Here is a 16900-nt window from a genome sequence, read left to right as displayed (position 1 = left end):
TTTTTTTCATTTACTTTAAACTTAAATTTATGGGGGGGGGTATAATGCTTTTTTCAATTTAAATTTACAAGGAGTAATCAAATGAAACTTTCTTATTACACAAGTAAAGTTTTAATGGGAGTTAGCATTAGTGCTTTATTAAGCGGTGCTGCTTTAGCTCAAAATATTGACATACAATATACAGGTTTTGATCAAAATAATGCTAAGAATTATTTTAATGAAGAAACCAATGGAAATTTTACATTAAAAAATGAATACACCAATAATGATTTAACATTAAATATTAAAATATGGGATATTCCAAATGAATTATTAGAAAAAAACTCTCAATTATATGATAAAGCTGGTGTTAAAATTGACTTGGGAAATAACGATCTTACAATCAACAACATAGATATGCATTCTAACACTTCTACAGATGAAGATAAAGCTGCTTATATAGGAAATTTCAATATTAGTGCAAAAAATATTTATGCAAATGATATTATTTTTCAAGCATTACATAAAGAATCTGTTATCAATGGAAATATCTATTTACAGGGAAGTAAAGATGTTGATATAAAAAATATAGCTGGTGCTCATGATGATAGACGAGGTTCTACTATTTTAATAGGAAATGGTATAGCTGGAACAAGTGGCTCCTTAAGTATAAATGGAGATCTAAATGCAGATAAGACTGGTTTTGTTTATCAAAGTGATAATAGAAATCAAGTAGCTATAAAGGTTAATGGCAATGTTAATATCACAAATTCTATTTTTTCTGTGGGAACATCTAGCTTTAGCAATCTAAAATTAGATAACTTTACCTTTATACAAGCAGACAACTTCAATAAAAACATCATAGAAAATCAAATAACAGCTAGCCTTGGTAAAGATATTTATAGTGTTTTAGAAAATAAAGAAAAACTTGAAATAGATGAAACACTTGTGCATATATTAGATTTAAGTAAATTTGTTAATTACAACCTTTCTATTTCAAATGATGGAAAACATCTTTTAGTAAATGGAGGAGCCGATGATAATATAAACAATAACAAAATGATTTTAGAATCTGAAAAAGAATATTTATCTTATTTCAAAGAAAGACTAAAAGAAGAATTAGAAAGTGATAAATGTAATAATGATATAAAAAAATGTGAAAATATTTATAACGCACTTAATGAAATTAAAAATAAAATACAAAATATTAATGAAATTATAGCAAGCAATAGCAATGTTGGAAGTGGAGAAATCTCTAATGATGATTACATTAAAAACGATTCTAGTGTTTCAGCTTCTAACAAAGACTTTGTTTCTAAAATTTTAGATGGACTTATACTCGGTAAAGATTTAAATGCAATAGGTAGTATTAAATTTGATAAAGTCGGGGAACAAGTAGCAAATGATATAAAAGATTCAGCTAAATCTATCTCAAATGTAAATCAAGCCTCATCAGGTATAAACTCAACTATCAATGTATCAAATGATGTATCTATAGGTTCTCGTGTAGCTATGTTAAATAATCCTTATGGAAATTACGCTACAAAATTATCTCAAATAAGATTTGCTACTAATGATTATAGAGGAAATTATGTTGATAATTATAATAACAGCATTTGGGGTAATGTAATAGGCGGTGCAAACATCATAGATGGAGATAGTGGTGCTTTATATGGAGCCACTATAGGTATGGATAGAAAAGTCAATGATGATGTTATTATTGGTGCTTATTTTACTTATGCAAACGCTGAAATAAAAGATAATCTTTTAACCCAAAAATCAGATAATTTCCAATTTGGTGCTTATTCTAATATCCATATAAGTCCAAAGGTAGAAGTTAGTGTTAAGGCTTATGCTCAAATTTCTCCAACAGATCAAGATATTGTAAATAGAGGATTTAACACTACAAATAGTGCTGACTTTAATAGAAAATTCCTTGGTTTGAGTGCTAACATGGGATATATTTTTGATTTTAGTAATAATACCTTATTTATCAAACCTTTTGCCGGAGCAAACTACTACTATGCACATACCCCAAGCTATAAAGAAAATGGAATTGCAGGAAAAGATGTCAATAGCGCTAGTAATAATTCTATTTCTTTAGAACTCGGTGCTGAATTTAGAAAATATATGAGCGAAACATCATATTTATTTATCACTCCAAAAATAGAACAATATGTAATGAATAATGGAGATGATTATGTAGCAAGTTTAAATGGAGTAGCACTACCTAGCGTAAAAAGTGATGATAAGAAAAAAACTTATGGACAAATCATCATAGGTGGAAATGTAGATATTAGTGAGCAATTTAGCCTAAATGCAGGTATTGGAGCTAAACAAATACTAGCTGGTAAAACAGATGGTAAAAATGAAACTTATGTAAGTGGTCAAGTAGGTTTTAAATACAAATTCTAAAAAAATATTTTTTGAGAAACTCCTAAATGCTAGAGTTTTTCACTCTAGCATTTTAAAAACTCTCATATTCTTTAGCTATAAAAACTTCATCATCTTTTACAATTAATGGGCGTTTTATAAGCGTTGGATTTTGCAAAATCATCACTTTAATTTCATCTTGGTTTAAATTTTGAAGTTTTTCTTTATTTAACCCTAATTTTCTAGCACTCATACCCGCTGCATTTACAAGCTCTAAAACACTCCTTTTACTAAGCCAAAAATTTAAAGTTTCTTCATCTAGCTTTTTAATATCTAAAAATTCAAATTCAATTTGCTTAGAATTTAAATAATCCATGGCCTTTTTAACACTATTACAATTTTTAATACCATAAAATTTTAACATTTTCTTGCCTTTTTAACTAAGTCTGCTATGATAAATGCTAATTCTAAAGCTTGGTCAGCATTTAATCTTGGATCACATTGTGTTTCATAGCGTTTAGAAAGTTCTTCTTGAGTGATATTTAAAGAGCCTCCTACACATTCTGTTACATTTTGCCCTGTCATTTCCAAATGTACCCCACCAGGATACACTCCTTCACTCATAGCTATCTCAAAAAACGCACGCACTTCTTGAATAATTTTATCAAATTCTCTTGTTTTAAAATTACCTGATTTAACCGTATTTGCATGCATAGGATCTATGCTATAAAGTATATTAAACCCTTCTTGTTTTAACTCTTTAAATAATTTTGGCAAGGCATTTTCTATCTTATCACATCCCATACGGATGATGAAATTTAATCTTCCTGCTTCATTATGTGGATTTAAAATACTTACTAGCTTTTTTATCTCACCTAAATCATAATTAGCACTAAGCTTAACACCGAGTGGATTTTTTACTCCACTTAAAAAATGCACATGTGCTTCATCTGCTTTTCTAGTACGCTCGCCTATCCAAAGCATATGTGCTGAACAATCATAAATTTCCCCGCTTAAACTATCTACTCTAGTTAAAGCTTCCTCATAAGGCAAAAGCAAGGCTTCATGAGAAGTATAAAAGGCTGTTTGAGAAAGATTTGGGGTATCAGTGATACCACAAGCTTGCATAAAAGCTAAAGCTTGAGTGATTTTTTCACTAAGTTCATTATATTTTTTCCCAAGCTCTGCTTTTTTTAAAAAACCCAAATTCCACTTATGCACTACTCTTAAATCTGCTAAACCACCTCTTGAAAAAGCTCTTAATAAATTTAAAGTTGTAGCACTTTGATAATACGCTTCTAGCATTCTTTTAGGATCGGCTATTCTTGATTTTTCATTAAATTCAAAACCATTAATAATATCCCCACGATAACTTGGAAGTGTTACTCCATCTACTTCTTCAAAATCACTACTTCTTGGCTTTGCAAATTGTCCTGCAACACGCCCTACTTTAACAATAGGACAAGATCCTGCAAAAGTAAGTACTATGGCCATTTGAAGCATAACTTTAAACATATCTCTTATATTATCAGCACCAAAATTTACAAAACTCTCTGCACAATCTCCTCCTTGGAGTAAAAATGCTTGAGAATTTACAACCTTAGCAAGGGATTTTTTTAACTTATCTACCTCACCTGCAAAAACAAGTGGTGGTAATTTTTCTAATTTTTTAACAACATCTTGTAATTCATTTTCATCAGGATATTGCGGCTGTTGCTGAATTTTATAATTTTTCCAAGAATCTTTAGTCCATTTCATAGCTTAACTTCCTAATTTTAAGTAAGCTAAAATTATACAAAATGAGACTTAAATTAAGATTTCAAAACACTCTCAACGCGTTCAAGGCTATCTTGTTTATATAGAGTTAAACGCACTATAGAATCTTCTAGTGCTAAAAGATTATGAATTTCATTAGCTTTTAAACTAATGCTATCTAAAGATTTAAGTAGAATTTGCTGATTTAAAACTCCAAAATCAATAGTGCCTTTTAATACTTGTATAGTAATATCAAAAGGTGCTTTATGATCTTTCATAAAGCTATCCTTTGACATATTTATGCATATTTCCTTAGCATAAGCATTTTCTATTTTTTTAGATATATTTATGCCATTTTCAATTTCTTGTTCCCAAGAAATTACTTCATGCATTTGAGTTCTAAATTTCATTTTATTTTTTAAGTTCTTTAATACGAGCAGCCTTACCTCTTCTATCTCTTAAATAGAATAATCTAGCACGGCGTACACGACCTCTTCTTAATACTGTAATACTTTCTAAACTTTCACTATAAATAGGGAAAATTCTTTCAACACCTACATTATTAGCGCCTATTTTACGCACAATGAAAGTTTCATCTACACCATTTCCTCTACGCGCTATACAAATACCTTCAAAATTTTGAATTCTTGTTTTATCGCCTTCTTTAATGCGAATAGCAAGTCTTAAAGTATCTCCAGCACGAAATTCTGGAACATTTTTACCTTCAATTTGTTTTTGCTCAAATTGCTCAATGTATTTATTTTTCATAACGATATTCCTTAAAATTTGCGTTCATGCTTTTGATACAAATCAGGACGAAAATATTTCGTTTTGCAAGACGCCAAAGTAGTTTTTAAAGCTGTAATTTTAGCGTGATTTCCCTTTAAAAACTCTGAAGGAACATAAAATTTTTTATTTTCCTTTTCAAAAACAAATGGCTTAGAAAATGATGGTGCTTCTAATAAATCATTTTCAAAACTTTCTTCACTTAAACTTTCACTATTTCCAAGAACATCTTGAATATTTCTACTAATAGCATCACACATCACCAAAGATGCTAACTCTCCACCTGTAAGTATAAAATCTCCTATAGAAAACACTTCATTAGCAAATTCTTCCACAATACGCTCATCTAAACCCTCATATCTACTACATACAAAACAAATATGCTCTTTGATGCTTAATCTTTTAGCATCTATTTGCTTAAAAGTTTTAGCACATGGCAAAAGAAAAATAAAATGCGTATTTTTATCTTGGCTTTTAATATGCGTTAAACAATCATATAAAGGCTGAGCTTGTAATAAAAGTCCCGCACCACCGCCTATTTTATAATCATCTACTTTTAGATGTTTATTTGTAGTAAAATTTCTAGGATTAACAAAATCAAATTCTAAAATTCCTTTTTCTTTTGCCCTTGCCAAAATAGAAGTTTTAAAATAAGGCTCAATAAGCTCTGGGAATAAACTTACAAAAGTATATTTCATGAATTTTCTAAAATATCTAAAGCAGATTGTGTGAATATTTTTTTATTTTCTATATCAACTTTTTGAATATATTTATCAACATAAGGAATATAAAAGTTTTTAACCTTTGTCTGTAGTTTTTCATCGCATTTTATACAGAATAAAAATCCAGCTCCATTTTCTAAAATATCTTCAACTATACCTAATTTTTGTTCATTTTCAAAAATTTCACAGCCTATAATATCAAAATAAAAATACTCATCTTTTTTTAACTTACAAGTTTCTTTTGTAGTTTTTATGCTTTGAAATAGTGTAATATTAGTTAGTTTTTTTGCAGATTCTAAATTCTCAAAATCTTCAAATAAAACCAAAGATCTTGTTTTATCGAAAGCTTTTATGGTGTAAATTTTTTGATTACCATCAAAAAATTTAGCACCTGCTTTAAACTGCTCATAAAAATCACTTAAATTATGTAATTTTACATAACCTTTCAAACCAACACTTTTCCCAAGTTTAGCAACTTGGACCAAATCATTCTTCAATAGCTTTTACCGTTATACGATATGAAGTTGCATCTTTAACTTTATAAGCCATAATAACTGTTTTTATTGCGTTGATTAATTTCCCGTTTTTTCCGATCAACTTACCAGTATCAGTTGGATCAACATAAATGATAATTTCAGCAAAATTGTTTTCTAAATTTTGTTTTTGTATATCAACTTTTTCAGGAAAATCAACAATTAATTTTGCGTATTCTCTTAAAAAATTTTCAACCATTTTTATTTGCTTGTAATAGCTGCTACTCTATCGCTTAATTTAGCACCTACGCTCTTCCAATAAGCTAAACGCTCAGCATCAAATTTTACTACTTCAGGTTCAACCATAGGATTATAATATCCAATGCTTTCTATCCAACTACCATCGCGTCTTTTTCTACTATCAGTTACAACTATACGATAAAATGGTCTTTTTTTGCGTCCCATTTTTGTAAGTCTGATTACTGTCATTTTAATACTCCTAAAAAAATTAAAATTTTGTTATAGATATTTTAACTCATATATCCATAAAAAAGCTTTAATTATTGCGGTCTTTTAGCTTGCTGCAACATATTCATAAAATTTTCCATTCCTTTTTTATTTGAAAATTTTTTTGCCAACTTAGCTGCATTACTAAATTGTTTTAAAAAGCGATTTACTTCCATTTGAGATAAACCAGCACCCTCTGCAATACGACGCTTTCTTGCGTTGTTTAACAAATCAGGATTTTCTCTTTCTTTTGGCGTCATTGATGAAATCATTGCTTTAATATGAATAATTTCTTTAGAATTATCCAAATCAATATCTTTAATATTTGCTGCCATAGATGATAAACCAGGTATCATACCAATGATTGATTTCATACTACCAAGTTTTTTAACACTTTCCATTTGATTTAAAAAGTCATTGAAATTAAATTCACCTTTTTTGATTTTTTTATTAAGTTTTTTTGCTTCTTTTTCATCTATAATAGCGGCAGTTTTTTCAGCCAAAGTCGCCAAATCACCCTCACCCATGATACGATTAACAATCCTATCAGGGATAAATACTTCTAAATCAGCTACTTTCTCACCAACACCAATAAATCTTAAAGGCACACCAATTTGTTTAGCTATACCTAGAGCAACACCACCTTTAGTATCTGCATCAAATTTACTTAAAATAACCCCAGTGATTTCTAAAGCTTCATTAAAGCTACTTGCTGTTTTAACTCCATCTTGACCACTCATAGCATCAGCTACATAAAATACTTCATCAGGATTTAAAATAGCTTTTACTTCTTTAAGCTCATTCATCAAAGCTATATCAATTGCCAGACGACCGGCAGTATCTACAAGCAAAACATCATACATAGAATTTTTTGCTTTTTCCAAAGCTTGTTTAGCTACATTTAAAGGATTGCTTTCATTTTCTATAAAAAATAAATCAAGCTCATTAGCTTGAGTGAGTTGTCTTAATTGCTCTACCGCAGCTAATCTTTGCAAATCACATGCAGCAATTAATACTTTTTTATTTCTTAGTTTTAAGTAATTAGCAATTTTTACCGTAGTAGTAGTTTTACCACCACCTTGCAAACCGCACATCAAAACAACCGTAGGTGGCTTACTAGCAAATACAAAACCTTGATTTTTACCTTTAACACTAAGAATTTCTTCTAAATTTTTCTTAATTGAGTCTAAAAATTGCTTTTGGCCTATGCCATTAGTTTTTACATCATTTTCTACCAAAGTGAGTAATTCTTTCGTAACTTTATGATGTACATCTGCTTTTAAAAGGGCTTTTTTTAAAGTGTCAAGAGCATTTTTTAAAGCTTTTTCATCATCAACAAAACGAAGTTTATTAACCGCGGATTTAAATGACTCACTAACTATTTCAAACACTTTATTTTCCCTTTATTAAAATTTTAAAAAGCTAAATTATAAACCCTTTTAGCTTTAAACGCCTTTAAAAATTTAAATTTTTTATTTCAAAACCATAAGCATTAAAACTCTCATCAAGTAAAGCTTTAAATTGATAATCAAAAATATGCGTTTCATAAGAATGCAAATACATTCTAGAAGAGCTATTTTTTACATATTTTTCATCGCCAATAATACCATGTTTTATATGATTTAAATGCACTCTGATTTGATGTGTTCTACCTGTTTTAATGACTGCTTTTATTAAAGTTTTTTTTGCATTTACCATTAAAGGTATAACCTGAGTATGAGCTTCTAAGCCAAATTTATCGATTTTACTAAAAGCTCCGGATTTATTTTTTATAGTAGTTATTTTTTCACAAATTTCAAGTTCTTCAGCAATTACTCCATCGACAATAGCTAAATAGCTTTTATAAACATTTTGTTTTTTATACTCTTGAATGCATTTTAGTCTAAATTCCTCATCTTTGCTTAAAAGCAAAACTCCACTTGTTTCTTTATCAAGCCTGTTAATTAATTTAGCATTATAAACACCTTCTAAATTCTCGCTAATTTCCCCATAAGGCTTATTTAAGGCTATGATTTTATCATCTTCAAAAAGTATTTTTGCTTTTTTTATTTTTTGTACGACAAATCTTGTTTTTGAGCTCATCAAAGCTCTAGCTATAACAACCTTTTTTCCCATAGCAAAAACACAACCTTTATCAATCAAATCCTTTGCTGCATTATTAGAAATTTTTTCTTGCAGTGCAAGCAATTTATAAGCTTTTTCTTGCATCTAAACCTTCTTTTATACTTAATATAACTTCATTTAAATCATTTTGCTCTTTGACTCGTGCTTGTGATAATTTTTGCTTTAAAAAATCATTTATATCTTTTACACTCTCACAAATATACAAATCATCAACTTCTTGATATAAACTTTCTTGATTAAAATAATATTTCCCCGAGATAATAACATTATTCCATCTAGCCGCTTCTATAGGATTATGCCCACCTATATTATTTACAAAAGAGCCACACAAAAAAACCACATCACTAATCTTATAAAAACTTTCTAGCTCACCCAAAGCATCTAGCAATAAACACTTAGTCTTAAAAAAATTTGCAAAATCATTTTCGCTTAAAGTAAAGTCTGAAAATTTTTGCATATTATAATAATTTTTTTGACAAAAATCTTTTAAAATCCCCTCAACCTCGCCAAAACGCTCCGGATGTCTTGGAGCGATAATTAATCTATCGTTTTCTTCTAGTTTAATCTCATTAAGCAATAATCGTTCTTCATTTTCATGCGTACTAGCAAATATAATAACCCTAGCCTTAGGTTTTGAATAATTTTTCACTTGTTCTTGTTTTATATATGCTTTGATATTTTTATATGCTACAACATTTTTAGCACCCAAGCATTCTAATCTTTCTTTGTCTTTTTGACTTTGTGCAAACACAACATCAATATATTTAAAAATTAAACGATAAAAAAAGCTAAAACGCTTGTAGTTTTTTAAAGATCTATCGCTAATCCTAGCATTTAATAAAATAACTTTTGCATTATAAAATTTAGCCATCAATACAAGCATAAGCCAAAGCTCTGCTTCAAAAATAATCAAAACTTTGCAAGGTTTCATCCAAAATGGTATAAAAATTTCAAATGGTAAAAAATTTACTTTTTTAGAATGTCTTAAAGCTTCATTAAATCCAGTTTGCGTGATAGTTGAAATTTTACAAGTTGGAAAAAGTTTTATTAAGGGAACAATGCTTTTAATCTCCCCAAAGGAGCAAGCATGAAAATATATATCTCCTTGTTCTTGTTTTAAGTTTTTGTAAAGAAAAAATCTAGATTTTAGAGATACTTTATATTTTTCTTTACAAAAACTTAAAATCAACAAAAAAGGAACTGCGATTACATATATAATCACAGCAAAAATGTAATAAAAAAAAATCAATTTTGATTTTCTTCTTTTTCTTTATATAAAATTCTTCCGCAATGCGGACAAGTTACGATTTCATCACCTTTTAAAACTGCTAAATAAGTTTTATCATAAATTCTCATAAAACAGCCATAACAAGCATGTTTTTTCACAGGAACTACAGCACTATTTCCCGCCCATTTTCTAATTTTCTCATAAAAAGTTAAAACTTTTTGATTTATTTCGCCAACCAGCTTTACTTTTTTATCATAAATCTCTAATCTTTCTTTTTCAATATCAACTAATACAACTTTTGTTTGAGCATCTATTTGATCCACTTCATTTTCAAGTTCAGTTCTCTTAGTTTGCAATTCTTGTATAAATTTTTCTTTGTTTTCTAAAATTTTATCTAATCTTTCTATCTCTTCATTTGCTGCATCAAGTTGCTCTTTAGCTATATCTTCTTCGATTTTTAAAGCATTTGCTTCTTTTTCAGTTTTCACTGCAGCACTTTTTTTGGCTATTTCTTTAATTTTCACACCAAATTCTGCAATATGGTTATTGTTTTGTATTTTTTGATTTTCTATATCTTTAATATCTTTTTCAAAACCTGCAATTTCTTCTTCAGTTTTATCAAGCAAATTACGCTTTTCTTTTAAATCCTTTGTAGCTTCTTCTACTTTATTTGCAAAACCATCTAACTCTTTATCAATTTGCGATAAAGCTATAAGTTGTTCTAAATATTTATTCATTGATTTTTTCCTTAAAAATATTGAAATGGATTTTTTGAAACTGATATTATAACTTCTAAATGAAATTTTTGCAAATCTTTTGCTAAAATTTCACCAAAGTATGACTCACTTTCATAGTGACCTATATCAATCAAATTGAGTTTATTATGATAACTTTCTAAGGCCTGATGATACTTAAAATCCCCACTTAAAAAACAATCTGCTTTTACACTAGAAATCAAATCTCCACCACTGCCTGTACATATTGCTAAAGTTTTTATTTTTTCTTGATGAGCATTAACAACCCTAATATGATTAAGCTTTAAACACTTTTTAACATGATCAACTAATGTATCTAATTGAAAATCTACATCACAATAGATCAAAAATTCATTTTGTTCTTTGATCTTAAAACCCAAAATTTCGCTAGTAAAATAAGTATTTAAATGACTTAAATCAAAATTTGTATGCATAGCAATCAAGGCTATATTTTTTTGTATCATTTTTGTAAGAAGATTTTGCGGATAAAGCACTCCACTTAAATTCTTCAAACCTTTAAAAATTAAAGGATGATGAACTATAAAAAGTGAATTTTCGCTTGCATTTTCAATTAAATGCATATCTACATCAAGCGCAAGATAAATCTTATTTATGTCTTGATCGAAATTTCCAAGCAATAAACCACTATTGTCCCATGAACTTTGCGTATTAAATGGACTAATAGTATCTAAATAATCATAAATTTCTTTAATTTTCATCTAAACTTTCTTTATATACTAAAGCACAATTTTTAGATAATTCTCTAATTTTAAGCATAAAATCTTGTCTTTGAGTTACTGAAATAGCTCCTCTTGCATCAAGCAAGTTAAAAGTATGTGCTGCTAACATACAATAATCATATGCCGGTAAAGCAAGTTTTGCATCTAATGCATTTTTACACTCATTGTAAGCATTTTCAAATTGTACATTTAAAGTTTTTACATCACTTACTTCAAAATTATATTTACTAAATTCAAACTCACCTTGCTTATGAACATCTTTATAGGTAATTTTTTCGCCGTTAAATTCATTCCAAACTATGTCATATACATTATCTACATCTTGTAAATACATTGCAAGTCTTTCCAAGCCATAAGTAATTTCAGCACTAACTAAATCTACGCTTATACCACCAACTTGTTGAAAATAAGTAAATTGTGTAACTTCCATACCATCAAGCCAAACTTCCCAGCCCAAACCCCAAGCACCTAAACTTGGACTTTCCCAATTATCTTCAACAAAACGAATATCATGTGATTTCAAATCAAAGCCTAAATTTTCTAAACTTTTTAAATATAATTCTTGGATATTATCAGGACTTGGTTTAATTAAAACTTGAAATTGATAATAAGCACCCAACCTATTAGGATTTTCACCATATCTTCCATCAGTTGGTCTTCTACTTGGTGCTACATAAGCAGCCGCCCAAGGTTTTTTACCTAAACTTCTTAAAAAAGTTGCCGGGTGAAATGTCCCTGCACCTGCTGGAAAATCATAAGGTTGCATAATAGCACAACCTTGCTTTTGCCAAAATTCTTGTAAATTTAAAATCATTTGAGAAAAAGTCATTTTTCTTCCTTTAATTCTTCAGACTTCTCAGGCGAATTTGCATATAATTCCACTGTTTTATTCCACATCATTTTATATTTTCTTTTTAGAAATTCAACTTCATTACGCGCATATTTAAGTTGCTCGTTAAGATTTTCTATAGTTTTTCTATCCTCATCATAAAGCTCTTGCATAGAATAAAGAGCATCTTTTAAAAATTTATTTTCACCCTTTAAAGCTTCTAAGGTTTCATCCTTAGCATCAAGAACTTTTTCATGTAAATTTAAAATAGTCCCTATAGTTTTTTCTACAAAACTTTCTCCTGCCAAGGTCATAGAATTTACCATAGCAGGTTGCTTTGAACTTGAAGGAACTACGCTAAAAGTACCTTGATTAGCTTCTATATAAATTTTACCTTCTTCTTCTTTGAAATTTAAAGCACCATTTGCCATCATTCCTTTTACAACATCTTCGGATAAATGAACTAACTGACAAAATTCTTTTAATTCCAAGTAAGTTTGCATATACGCTCCTTAAAGAAAAACTTCAATTGTATTAGAATCTTGGATTAATTTTTCTTGTTGTTTTTGTCTATCTTCTAATAATTTTTGCGCTAAAGACTCATCTTCTATTGCTAAAATTTGCACTGCCAAATAAGCTGCATTAATAGCCCCTGCTTTACCTATAGCCACAGTTGCTACAGGAATTCCACTTGGCATTTGCACAGTAGAAAATAAAGAATCCATACTAGCTAAATTACTTCCTGGCATAGGTATACCTAAAACAGGTTTTGTTGTATGTGCTGCAACAGCTCCTGCTAAATGAGCTGCCATACCCGCTGCAGCAATAAATACTTTTGCACCTTTTTCTTCAGCATTTTTGATGTATTCTTGGGTTCTTTGAGGACTTCTATGAGCTGAAGTGATCAAGACTTCATATTTTACATCAAATTTTTCCAAAATTCCTAAAGCTTCTTTTACTATATCATAATCACTCTTACTTCCCATCAATATGGAAACAAATTTCATTCAACACTCCTTCTTAAAAAGCTAAATTCTGGAAGTTTAAATGGCAAAGTAATTTCATTTTCATTACCACTATGAATTTCACTAAATTCTTTATTGTTTTTTGCTAATAATTGTTTAAACACTATGAATTTTTTTCCTTCATTTTCATATACTAAACCTAGTTTATTTTCCCCTAATTCTATATTAGAATCAACCGGAGCTAGAATTTCATATTCTTTGTTTAATTCTATCCTACCCTTACATTTAAAAAATTCACCATCTTCGCTAATAGCATGCACTTGATGGGTTCCTTCTTCTATACTTGTATTATGATTTATTGAATCGGTTTTTTCATAAGCTCTTGAAACTAAATATCCATCTGTAAAACCTCTGTGTTTTAAAGTATGAATTTCTTTTTCATACTTAGCCGCATCAAAAGTATTTTGCAATACATCTTGCACTGCCATTTTATAAGTTCTTGTAGTCAAAGCTACATAATACTCACTTTTCGTTCTTCCTTCTATTTTAAAAGCATGAATGCAATCTTCTTGCATAATTTTTTGAATATACGAGCTTAAATTTAAATCTTTAGAATTAAACACATGCGTGCCATTCTCATCTTCTTCAAGTCTAAAAAGTGTATTAGTTTCTGGGTTCTTTGCATAAAGTTCATAGTTAAATCTACAATCATTTGCGCATGATCCACGATTACTCATGCGTCCACTTTGCACTGAGCTTATCAAACATCTGCCAGAATACGCAAAACACATAGAACCATGGACAAAACTTTCAAGTTCTATGTCACAATTATTTTTCAAATCTTTTGCATCTTTTAAACCAAGTTCCCTTGCTATAACAACACGCTTAGCTCCCATATCTTTATAAACTTGAGCGTCTAAGTAATTTAAAATATTAGCTTGAGTTGATACATGAAGATTGATTTCAGGTGCAAGCTCTTTAACCAAACGCATAGCACCCACAGAAGCTACTATAAAAGCATCAGGTTTCATTTCTTTTAGTTTTAAAATATGCCTTTTCAAACCTTCAATTTGTGAGCTAAAATGAAATCCATTAATCGTTACATAAATTTTTTTTCCTTTTGCATGCGTGTACTCAATAGCTTCTTTAAAAGTTTCATAATTAAAATCTCTAGCAGTTCTTGCTCTTAATGAAAAATTACTCACTCCTGCATAAACAGCATCAGCTCCATAAGCTAAAGCTATTTTTAATTTTGTAAAATTACCTGCAGGAGCTACTATTTCAGGAATAATCATTTTTTTCCTAAACTTGCGATTAATGCCTCAATATCATCATTACTTACAACATCTGCAGTTGTATCTCCTTCGATATGCACAGCAGATCCCACGCGTTTTTCATCATCAATTTTACCTTCAAACAAACTACTCATATATCTACTTAAAGCTCTCATAACATTAATAACACGCTCAATTTTTTGACGATGAATATCTTGATATTGCATAGCATCCATTGCCATCATAACTTCATCTTGTCCAGTTTGCAAACAACCTGTAATCTCATCTATGATATTTTTAGCATTGTTATTTATTTCAATAGCTTCTTTAAAGCTTACCACATTAGGAAATTTTGCATTTAATTTTTCAAAAATTTCTATATTTTTATTTAAAGCATCACTGATTACACAAAGATCACTCTCAGAATTTGCAAAAAAGTCGTTAATAGCTTCTAATTTTTCCATCATCTCTGTGGCTTTTATTTCACTATCTCTTGTAACATCATCAAGTTGATGTACAACTTTATGTTCTTTACTAGGTGGCGGTGGTGGCCAAGCCATATCCGCTCTTGCTTTATAATCACCATTAATCATATCATTAACAATTTGCTTATTTTTTTCCTCATCTTCATAATCTGTATCTGGTTTTTCTTCTGTTTCTTCTACAGAATCAAGATCTAAGTCTTCAGTGCCATTCATTAAAGCATCTAATTCTTCTTGAGTCATTGTTACACCTTTTTTAATAAAAAAACTAATGCGAGATTATATTACAAAAAAATATAAATCAACATTAATTTTACCAATTAATTATTTTTTTACGCAAAATAATCTTTTTTTTAATTTGATTATAAAAAAAATATTAATTTAAACTTAATTTAAAAAAAATATACTACAATCTATAAAATAAATTAAAAAACCCAAAAAATAAAAAGGAGAAAAAAATGGGTAAATTTGTAAATAACATTGATGAGTTTTTTAGTTATTGTCAAGAACATGAAGTTTTATTTGTTGATTTTAGATTTACTGATATGATAGGCACTTGGCATCACATCACTTATAATATAAAAGCAATTGATGATAAAACCTTTGAAAACGGAATTCCTTTTGACGCAAGCTCTTTGCATGGTTGGCAGCCTATAGAAAAATCAGATATGATTTTAAAACCTGATGTGGAAAGTGCGTTTTTAGATCCTTTTACAGCTGATCCTACTATCATAGTAATTTGCGATGTATATGATATTTACAAAGATCAAATGTATGAAAAATGTCCAAGAAGTATTGCTAAAAAAGCAATGCAACACTTAAACACAAGCAATATCGCTGATACTGCTTATTTTGGTCCTGAAAATGAATTTTTTATTTTTGATAATGTAAAAATAGTTGATTCTTCTCACTGTGCAAAATATGAAGTAGATACTGAAGAAGGTGAATGGAATGATAATAAAGATTTTACAGATAGTTACAATAGTGGACATCGCCCAAGAAATAAAGGTGGATATTTTCCTGTAAGTCCTATTGATTCTAGTGTGGATATTAGAGCTGAAATGGTACAAGTTTTAGAAAGAGTTGGTTTAAAAACTTTCGTACATCATCATGAAGTAGCACAAGGACAAGCTGAAATTGGTGTAGAATTTGGAAATTTAGTTGAAGCTGCTGATAATGTACAAATTTATAAATATGTAGTTAAAATGGTAGCACATTTAAATGGAAAAACAGCGACCTTTATGCCAAAACCACTCTATGGAGATAATGGAAGTGGTATGCATGTGCATATGAGCCTTTGGAAAGATGGAGTAAATTTATTTTATGATAAAGAAGGATATGGAAAATTAAGTGAATATGCGATTAATTACATCGGTGGAATTTTAGCTAATGCAAGAAGTGTTGCTGCATTTACCAATCCTAGTTCAAATTCTTATAAAAGAATAGTTCCAGGTTTTGAAGCACCTTGCATACTAACTTATTCTTGCCAAAATCGCTCTGCAAGTTGTCGCGTGCCTTATGGTATTAATGAAAAAAGCGCAAGAGTTGAAATAAGATTTCCTGATAGCACTTCCAATCCTTACCTAGCTTTTACAAGCTTGCTTATGGCAGGACTTGATGGTATTAAAAATAAAACCATACCGGTAGGTCCTATGGATGAAAATTTATTTGCACTAACCCTAGATGAGATTAGAGAAAAAGGTATAGAGCAATTACCTCACACTTTAAGAGGATCTTTGGAAGCACTCATTAGAAAAAATGCCTTCTTAAAGCCTGTTATGAGTGATGTATTTATTGATGATTATCAACATATGAAATTTGAAACCCAAGTATGGCCTGTAGAAGCTAGACCAACTGCATATGAGTTTAAAACTTGCTATTCATGCTAATCTTGATGCTTTTTAGCAT

At 29.5% G+C, this 16900-nt stretch carries 20 protein-coding genes; 2 read left to right on the top strand and 18 right to left on the bottom strand.

The window, feature by feature from the left end; genetic code table 11:
* The first annotated feature begins 81 nt into the window (after positions 1–81).
* On the top strand, positions 82–2394 hold the full coding sequence (locus tag L8V85_RS00520) for an autotransporter outer membrane beta-barrel domain-containing protein (RefSeq protein WP_263737218.1): 2313 nt from the start codon (positions 82–84) through the stop codon (positions 2392–2394).
* 52 nt (positions 2395–2446) lie between these two features.
* On the opposite strand, the gene L8V85_RS00515 is transcribed toward L8V85_RS00520, so the two are convergent.
* The 18 genes from L8V85_RS00515 to L8V85_RS00430 form a co-directional block, all read right to left on the bottom strand.
* Positions 2447–2776: a Spx/MgsR family RNA polymerase-binding regulatory protein gene (locus L8V85_RS00515; protein WP_263665222.1), complete on the bottom strand. Its 330-nt coding sequence runs from the start codon at positions 2774–2776 to the stop codon at positions 2447–2449.
* A complete protein-coding gene (locus tag L8V85_RS00510; RefSeq protein ID WP_263737217.1) occupies positions 2770–4110 on the bottom strand; it encodes a class II 3-deoxy-7-phosphoheptulonate synthase in 1341 nt (446 codons plus the stop codon). Before L8V85_RS00510 ends, L8V85_RS00515 begins: the two co-directional genes overlap by 7 nt.
* 53 nt (positions 4111–4163) lie before the next feature.
* Positions 4164–4517: a cupin domain-containing protein gene (locus tag L8V85_RS00505; protein ID WP_263737216.1), complete on the bottom strand. Its 354-nt coding sequence runs from the start codon at positions 4515–4517 to the stop codon at positions 4164–4166.
* Position 4518: 1 nt separating this feature from the next.
* Positions 4519–4875 carry a 50S ribosomal protein L19 gene (gene rplS / locus L8V85_RS00500; protein ID WP_012661698.1) on the bottom strand — a complete coding sequence of 119 codons (357 nt, stop codon included), beginning with the start codon at positions 4873–4875 and terminating at the stop codon, positions 4519–4521.
* 11 nt (positions 4876–4886) lie between these two features.
* Positions 4887–5591, bottom strand: a complete 705-nt coding sequence (gene trmD / locus L8V85_RS00495; protein WP_263660985.1) for a tRNA (guanosine(37)-N1)-methyltransferase TrmD — start codon at positions 5589–5591, stop codon at positions 4887–4889.
* On the bottom strand, positions 5588–6112 hold the full coding sequence (gene rimM / locus L8V85_RS00490; RefSeq protein ID WP_133318751.1) for a ribosome maturation factor RimM: 525 nt from the start codon (positions 6110–6112) through the stop codon (positions 5588–5590). The genes trmD and rimM overlap by 4 nt, the downstream gene beginning before the upstream one ends.
* Complete coding sequence (locus tag L8V85_RS00485) at positions 6102–6347, bottom strand: KH domain-containing protein (protein ID WP_043019956.1); 246 nt, start codon at positions 6345–6347, stop codon at positions 6102–6104. The genes rimM and L8V85_RS00485 overlap by 11 nt, the downstream gene beginning before the upstream one ends.
* 2 nt (positions 6348–6349) lie before the next feature.
* Complete coding sequence (gene rpsP, locus L8V85_RS00480; RefSeq protein ID WP_012661702.1) at positions 6350–6577, bottom strand: 30S ribosomal protein S16; 228 nt, start codon at positions 6575–6577, stop codon at positions 6350–6352.
* 71 nt (positions 6578–6648) lie between these two features.
* The gene (gene ffh, locus L8V85_RS00475; protein WP_220566836.1) at positions 6649–7986 is read right to left on the bottom strand and encodes a signal recognition particle protein; all 1338 of its coding nucleotides are present in this window, start codon (positions 7984–7986) and stop codon (positions 6649–6651) included.
* 64 nt (positions 7987–8050) lie between these two features.
* Positions 8051–8803: a pseudouridine synthase family protein gene (locus L8V85_RS00470; protein WP_263737215.1), complete on the bottom strand. Its 753-nt coding sequence runs from the start codon at positions 8801–8803 to the stop codon at positions 8051–8053.
* A complete protein-coding gene (gene waaA, locus L8V85_RS00465) occupies positions 8784–9968 on the bottom strand; it encodes a lipid IV(A) 3-deoxy-D-manno-octulosonic acid transferase (RefSeq protein WP_263737214.1) in 1185 nt (394 codons plus the stop codon). Before waaA ends, L8V85_RS00470 begins: the two co-directional genes overlap by 20 nt.
* A complete protein-coding gene (locus L8V85_RS00460) occupies positions 9965–10684 on the bottom strand; it encodes a zinc ribbon domain-containing protein (RefSeq protein ID WP_258107572.1) in 720 nt (239 codons plus the stop codon). Before L8V85_RS00460 ends, waaA begins: the two co-directional genes overlap by 4 nt.
* A gap of 11 nt (positions 10685–10695) precedes the next feature.
* Positions 10696–11421, bottom strand: a complete 726-nt coding sequence (locus L8V85_RS00455) for a Nif3-like dinuclear metal center hexameric protein (protein WP_258107573.1) — start codon at positions 11419–11421, stop codon at positions 10696–10698.
* Positions 11411–12271, bottom strand: coding sequence for a glycine--tRNA ligase subunit alpha (gene glyQ / locus L8V85_RS00450; RefSeq protein WP_258107574.1), 861 nt, complete (start codon positions 12269–12271; stop codon positions 11411–11413). The genes L8V85_RS00455 and glyQ overlap by 11 nt, the downstream gene beginning before the upstream one ends.
* Entirely contained in the window at positions 12268–12774 is a 507-nt protein-coding gene (locus L8V85_RS00445) for a DUF3972 domain-containing protein (RefSeq protein ID WP_220566839.1), read from the bottom strand. The genes glyQ and L8V85_RS00445 overlap by 4 nt, the downstream gene beginning before the upstream one ends.
* A gap of 9 nt (positions 12775–12783) precedes the next feature.
* Positions 12784–13278 carry a 5-(carboxyamino)imidazole ribonucleotide mutase gene (purE, locus tag L8V85_RS00440; RefSeq protein WP_133318743.1) on the bottom strand — a complete coding sequence of 165 codons (495 nt, stop codon included), beginning with the start codon at positions 13276–13278 and terminating at the stop codon, positions 12784–12786.
* On the bottom strand, positions 13275–14531 hold the full coding sequence (locus L8V85_RS00435) for a peptidase U32 family protein (RefSeq protein ID WP_263660113.1): 1257 nt from the start codon (positions 14529–14531) through the stop codon (positions 13275–13277). Before L8V85_RS00435 ends, purE begins: the two co-directional genes overlap by 4 nt.
* The gene (locus L8V85_RS00430) at positions 14528–15235 is read right to left on the bottom strand and encodes a protein phosphatase CheZ (RefSeq protein WP_263659057.1); all 708 of its coding nucleotides are present in this window, start codon (positions 15233–15235) and stop codon (positions 14528–14530) included. The genes L8V85_RS00435 and L8V85_RS00430 overlap by 4 nt, the downstream gene beginning before the upstream one ends.
* Before the next feature lie 215 nt (positions 15236–15450).
* Here L8V85_RS00430 and glnA point away from each other — a divergent pair, with 215 nt between their 5' ends.
* On the top strand, positions 15451–16881 hold the full coding sequence (gene glnA, locus L8V85_RS00425; RefSeq protein ID WP_263659056.1) for a type I glutamate--ammonia ligase: 1431 nt from the start codon (positions 15451–15453) through the stop codon (positions 16879–16881).
* Positions 16882–16900: the final 19 nt, after the last annotated feature.

The sequence above is a fragment of the Campylobacter sp. IFREMER_LSEM_CL2090 genome (assembly GCF_025771865.1).
In the GTDB taxonomy this organism is placed as follows: domain Bacteria; phylum Campylobacterota; class Campylobacteria; order Campylobacterales; family Campylobacteraceae; genus Campylobacter_D; species Campylobacter_D lari_D.
The sequence above is the reverse complement of the archived record's forward strand: the minus strand, read 5'-3'. Positions and strand labels throughout refer to the sequence as shown.

Bases quoted from the DNA above. Each gene is read 5' to 3' on its own strand.
- L8V85_RS00435 (WP_263660113.1), bottom strand. From the start codon at position 14,531: ATGATTATTCCTGAAATAGTAGCTCCTGCAGGTAATTTTACAAAATTA.
- L8V85_RS00510 (WP_263737217.1), bottom strand. From the start codon at position 4,110: ATGAAATGGACTAAAGATTCTTGGAAAAATTATAAAATTCAGCAACAG.
- L8V85_RS00520 (WP_263737218.1), top strand. From the start codon at position 82: ATGAAACTTTCTTATTACACAAGTAAAGTTTTAATGGGAGTTAGCATT.
- glnA (WP_263659056.1), top strand. From the start codon at position 15,451: ATGGGTAAATTTGTAAATAACATTGATGAGTTTTTTAGTTATTGTCAA.
- L8V85_RS00455 (WP_258107573.1), bottom strand. From the start codon at position 11,421: ATGAAAATTAAAGAAATTTATGATTATTTAGATACTATTAGTCCATTT.
- purE (WP_133318743.1), bottom strand. From the start codon at position 13,278: ATGAAATTTGTTTCCATATTGATGGGAAGTAAGAGTGATTATGATATA.
- L8V85_RS00515 (WP_263665222.1), bottom strand. From the start codon at position 2,776: ATGTTAAAATTTTATGGTATTAAAAATTGTAATAGTGTTAAAAAGGCC.
- L8V85_RS00460 (WP_258107572.1), bottom strand. From the start codon at position 10,684: ATGAATAAATATTTAGAACAACTTATAGCTTTATCGCAAATTGATAAA.
- glyQ (WP_258107574.1), bottom strand. From the start codon at position 12,271: ATGACTTTTTCTCAAATGATTTTAAATTTACAAGAATTTTGGCAAAAG.
- L8V85_RS00430 (WP_263659057.1), bottom strand. From the start codon at position 15,235: ATGACTCAAGAAGAATTAGATGCTTTAATGAATGGCACTGAAGACTTA.
- L8V85_RS00505 (WP_263737216.1), bottom strand. From the start codon at position 4,517: ATGAAATTTAGAACTCAAATGCATGAAGTAATTTCTTGGGAACAAGAA.
- L8V85_RS00470 (WP_263737215.1), bottom strand. From the start codon at position 8,803: ATGCAAGAAAAAGCTTATAAATTGCTTGCACTGCAAGAAAAAATTTCT.
- trmD (WP_263660985.1), bottom strand. From the start codon at position 5,591: ATGAAATATACTTTTGTAAGTTTATTCCCAGAGCTTATTGAGCCTTAT.
- L8V85_RS00445 (WP_220566839.1), bottom strand. From the start codon at position 12,774: ATGCAAACTTACTTGGAATTAAAAGAATTTTGTCAGTTAGTTCATTTA.
- rplS (WP_012661698.1), bottom strand. From the start codon at position 4,875: ATGAAAAATAAATACATTGAGCAATTTGAGCAAAAACAAATTGAAGGT.
- L8V85_RS00485 (WP_043019956.1), bottom strand. From the start codon at position 6,347: ATGGTTGAAAATTTTTTAAGAGAATACGCAAAATTAATTGTTGATTTT.
- rpsP (WP_012661702.1), bottom strand. From the start codon at position 6,577: ATGACAGTAATCAGACTTACAAAAATGGGACGCAAAAAAAGACCATTT.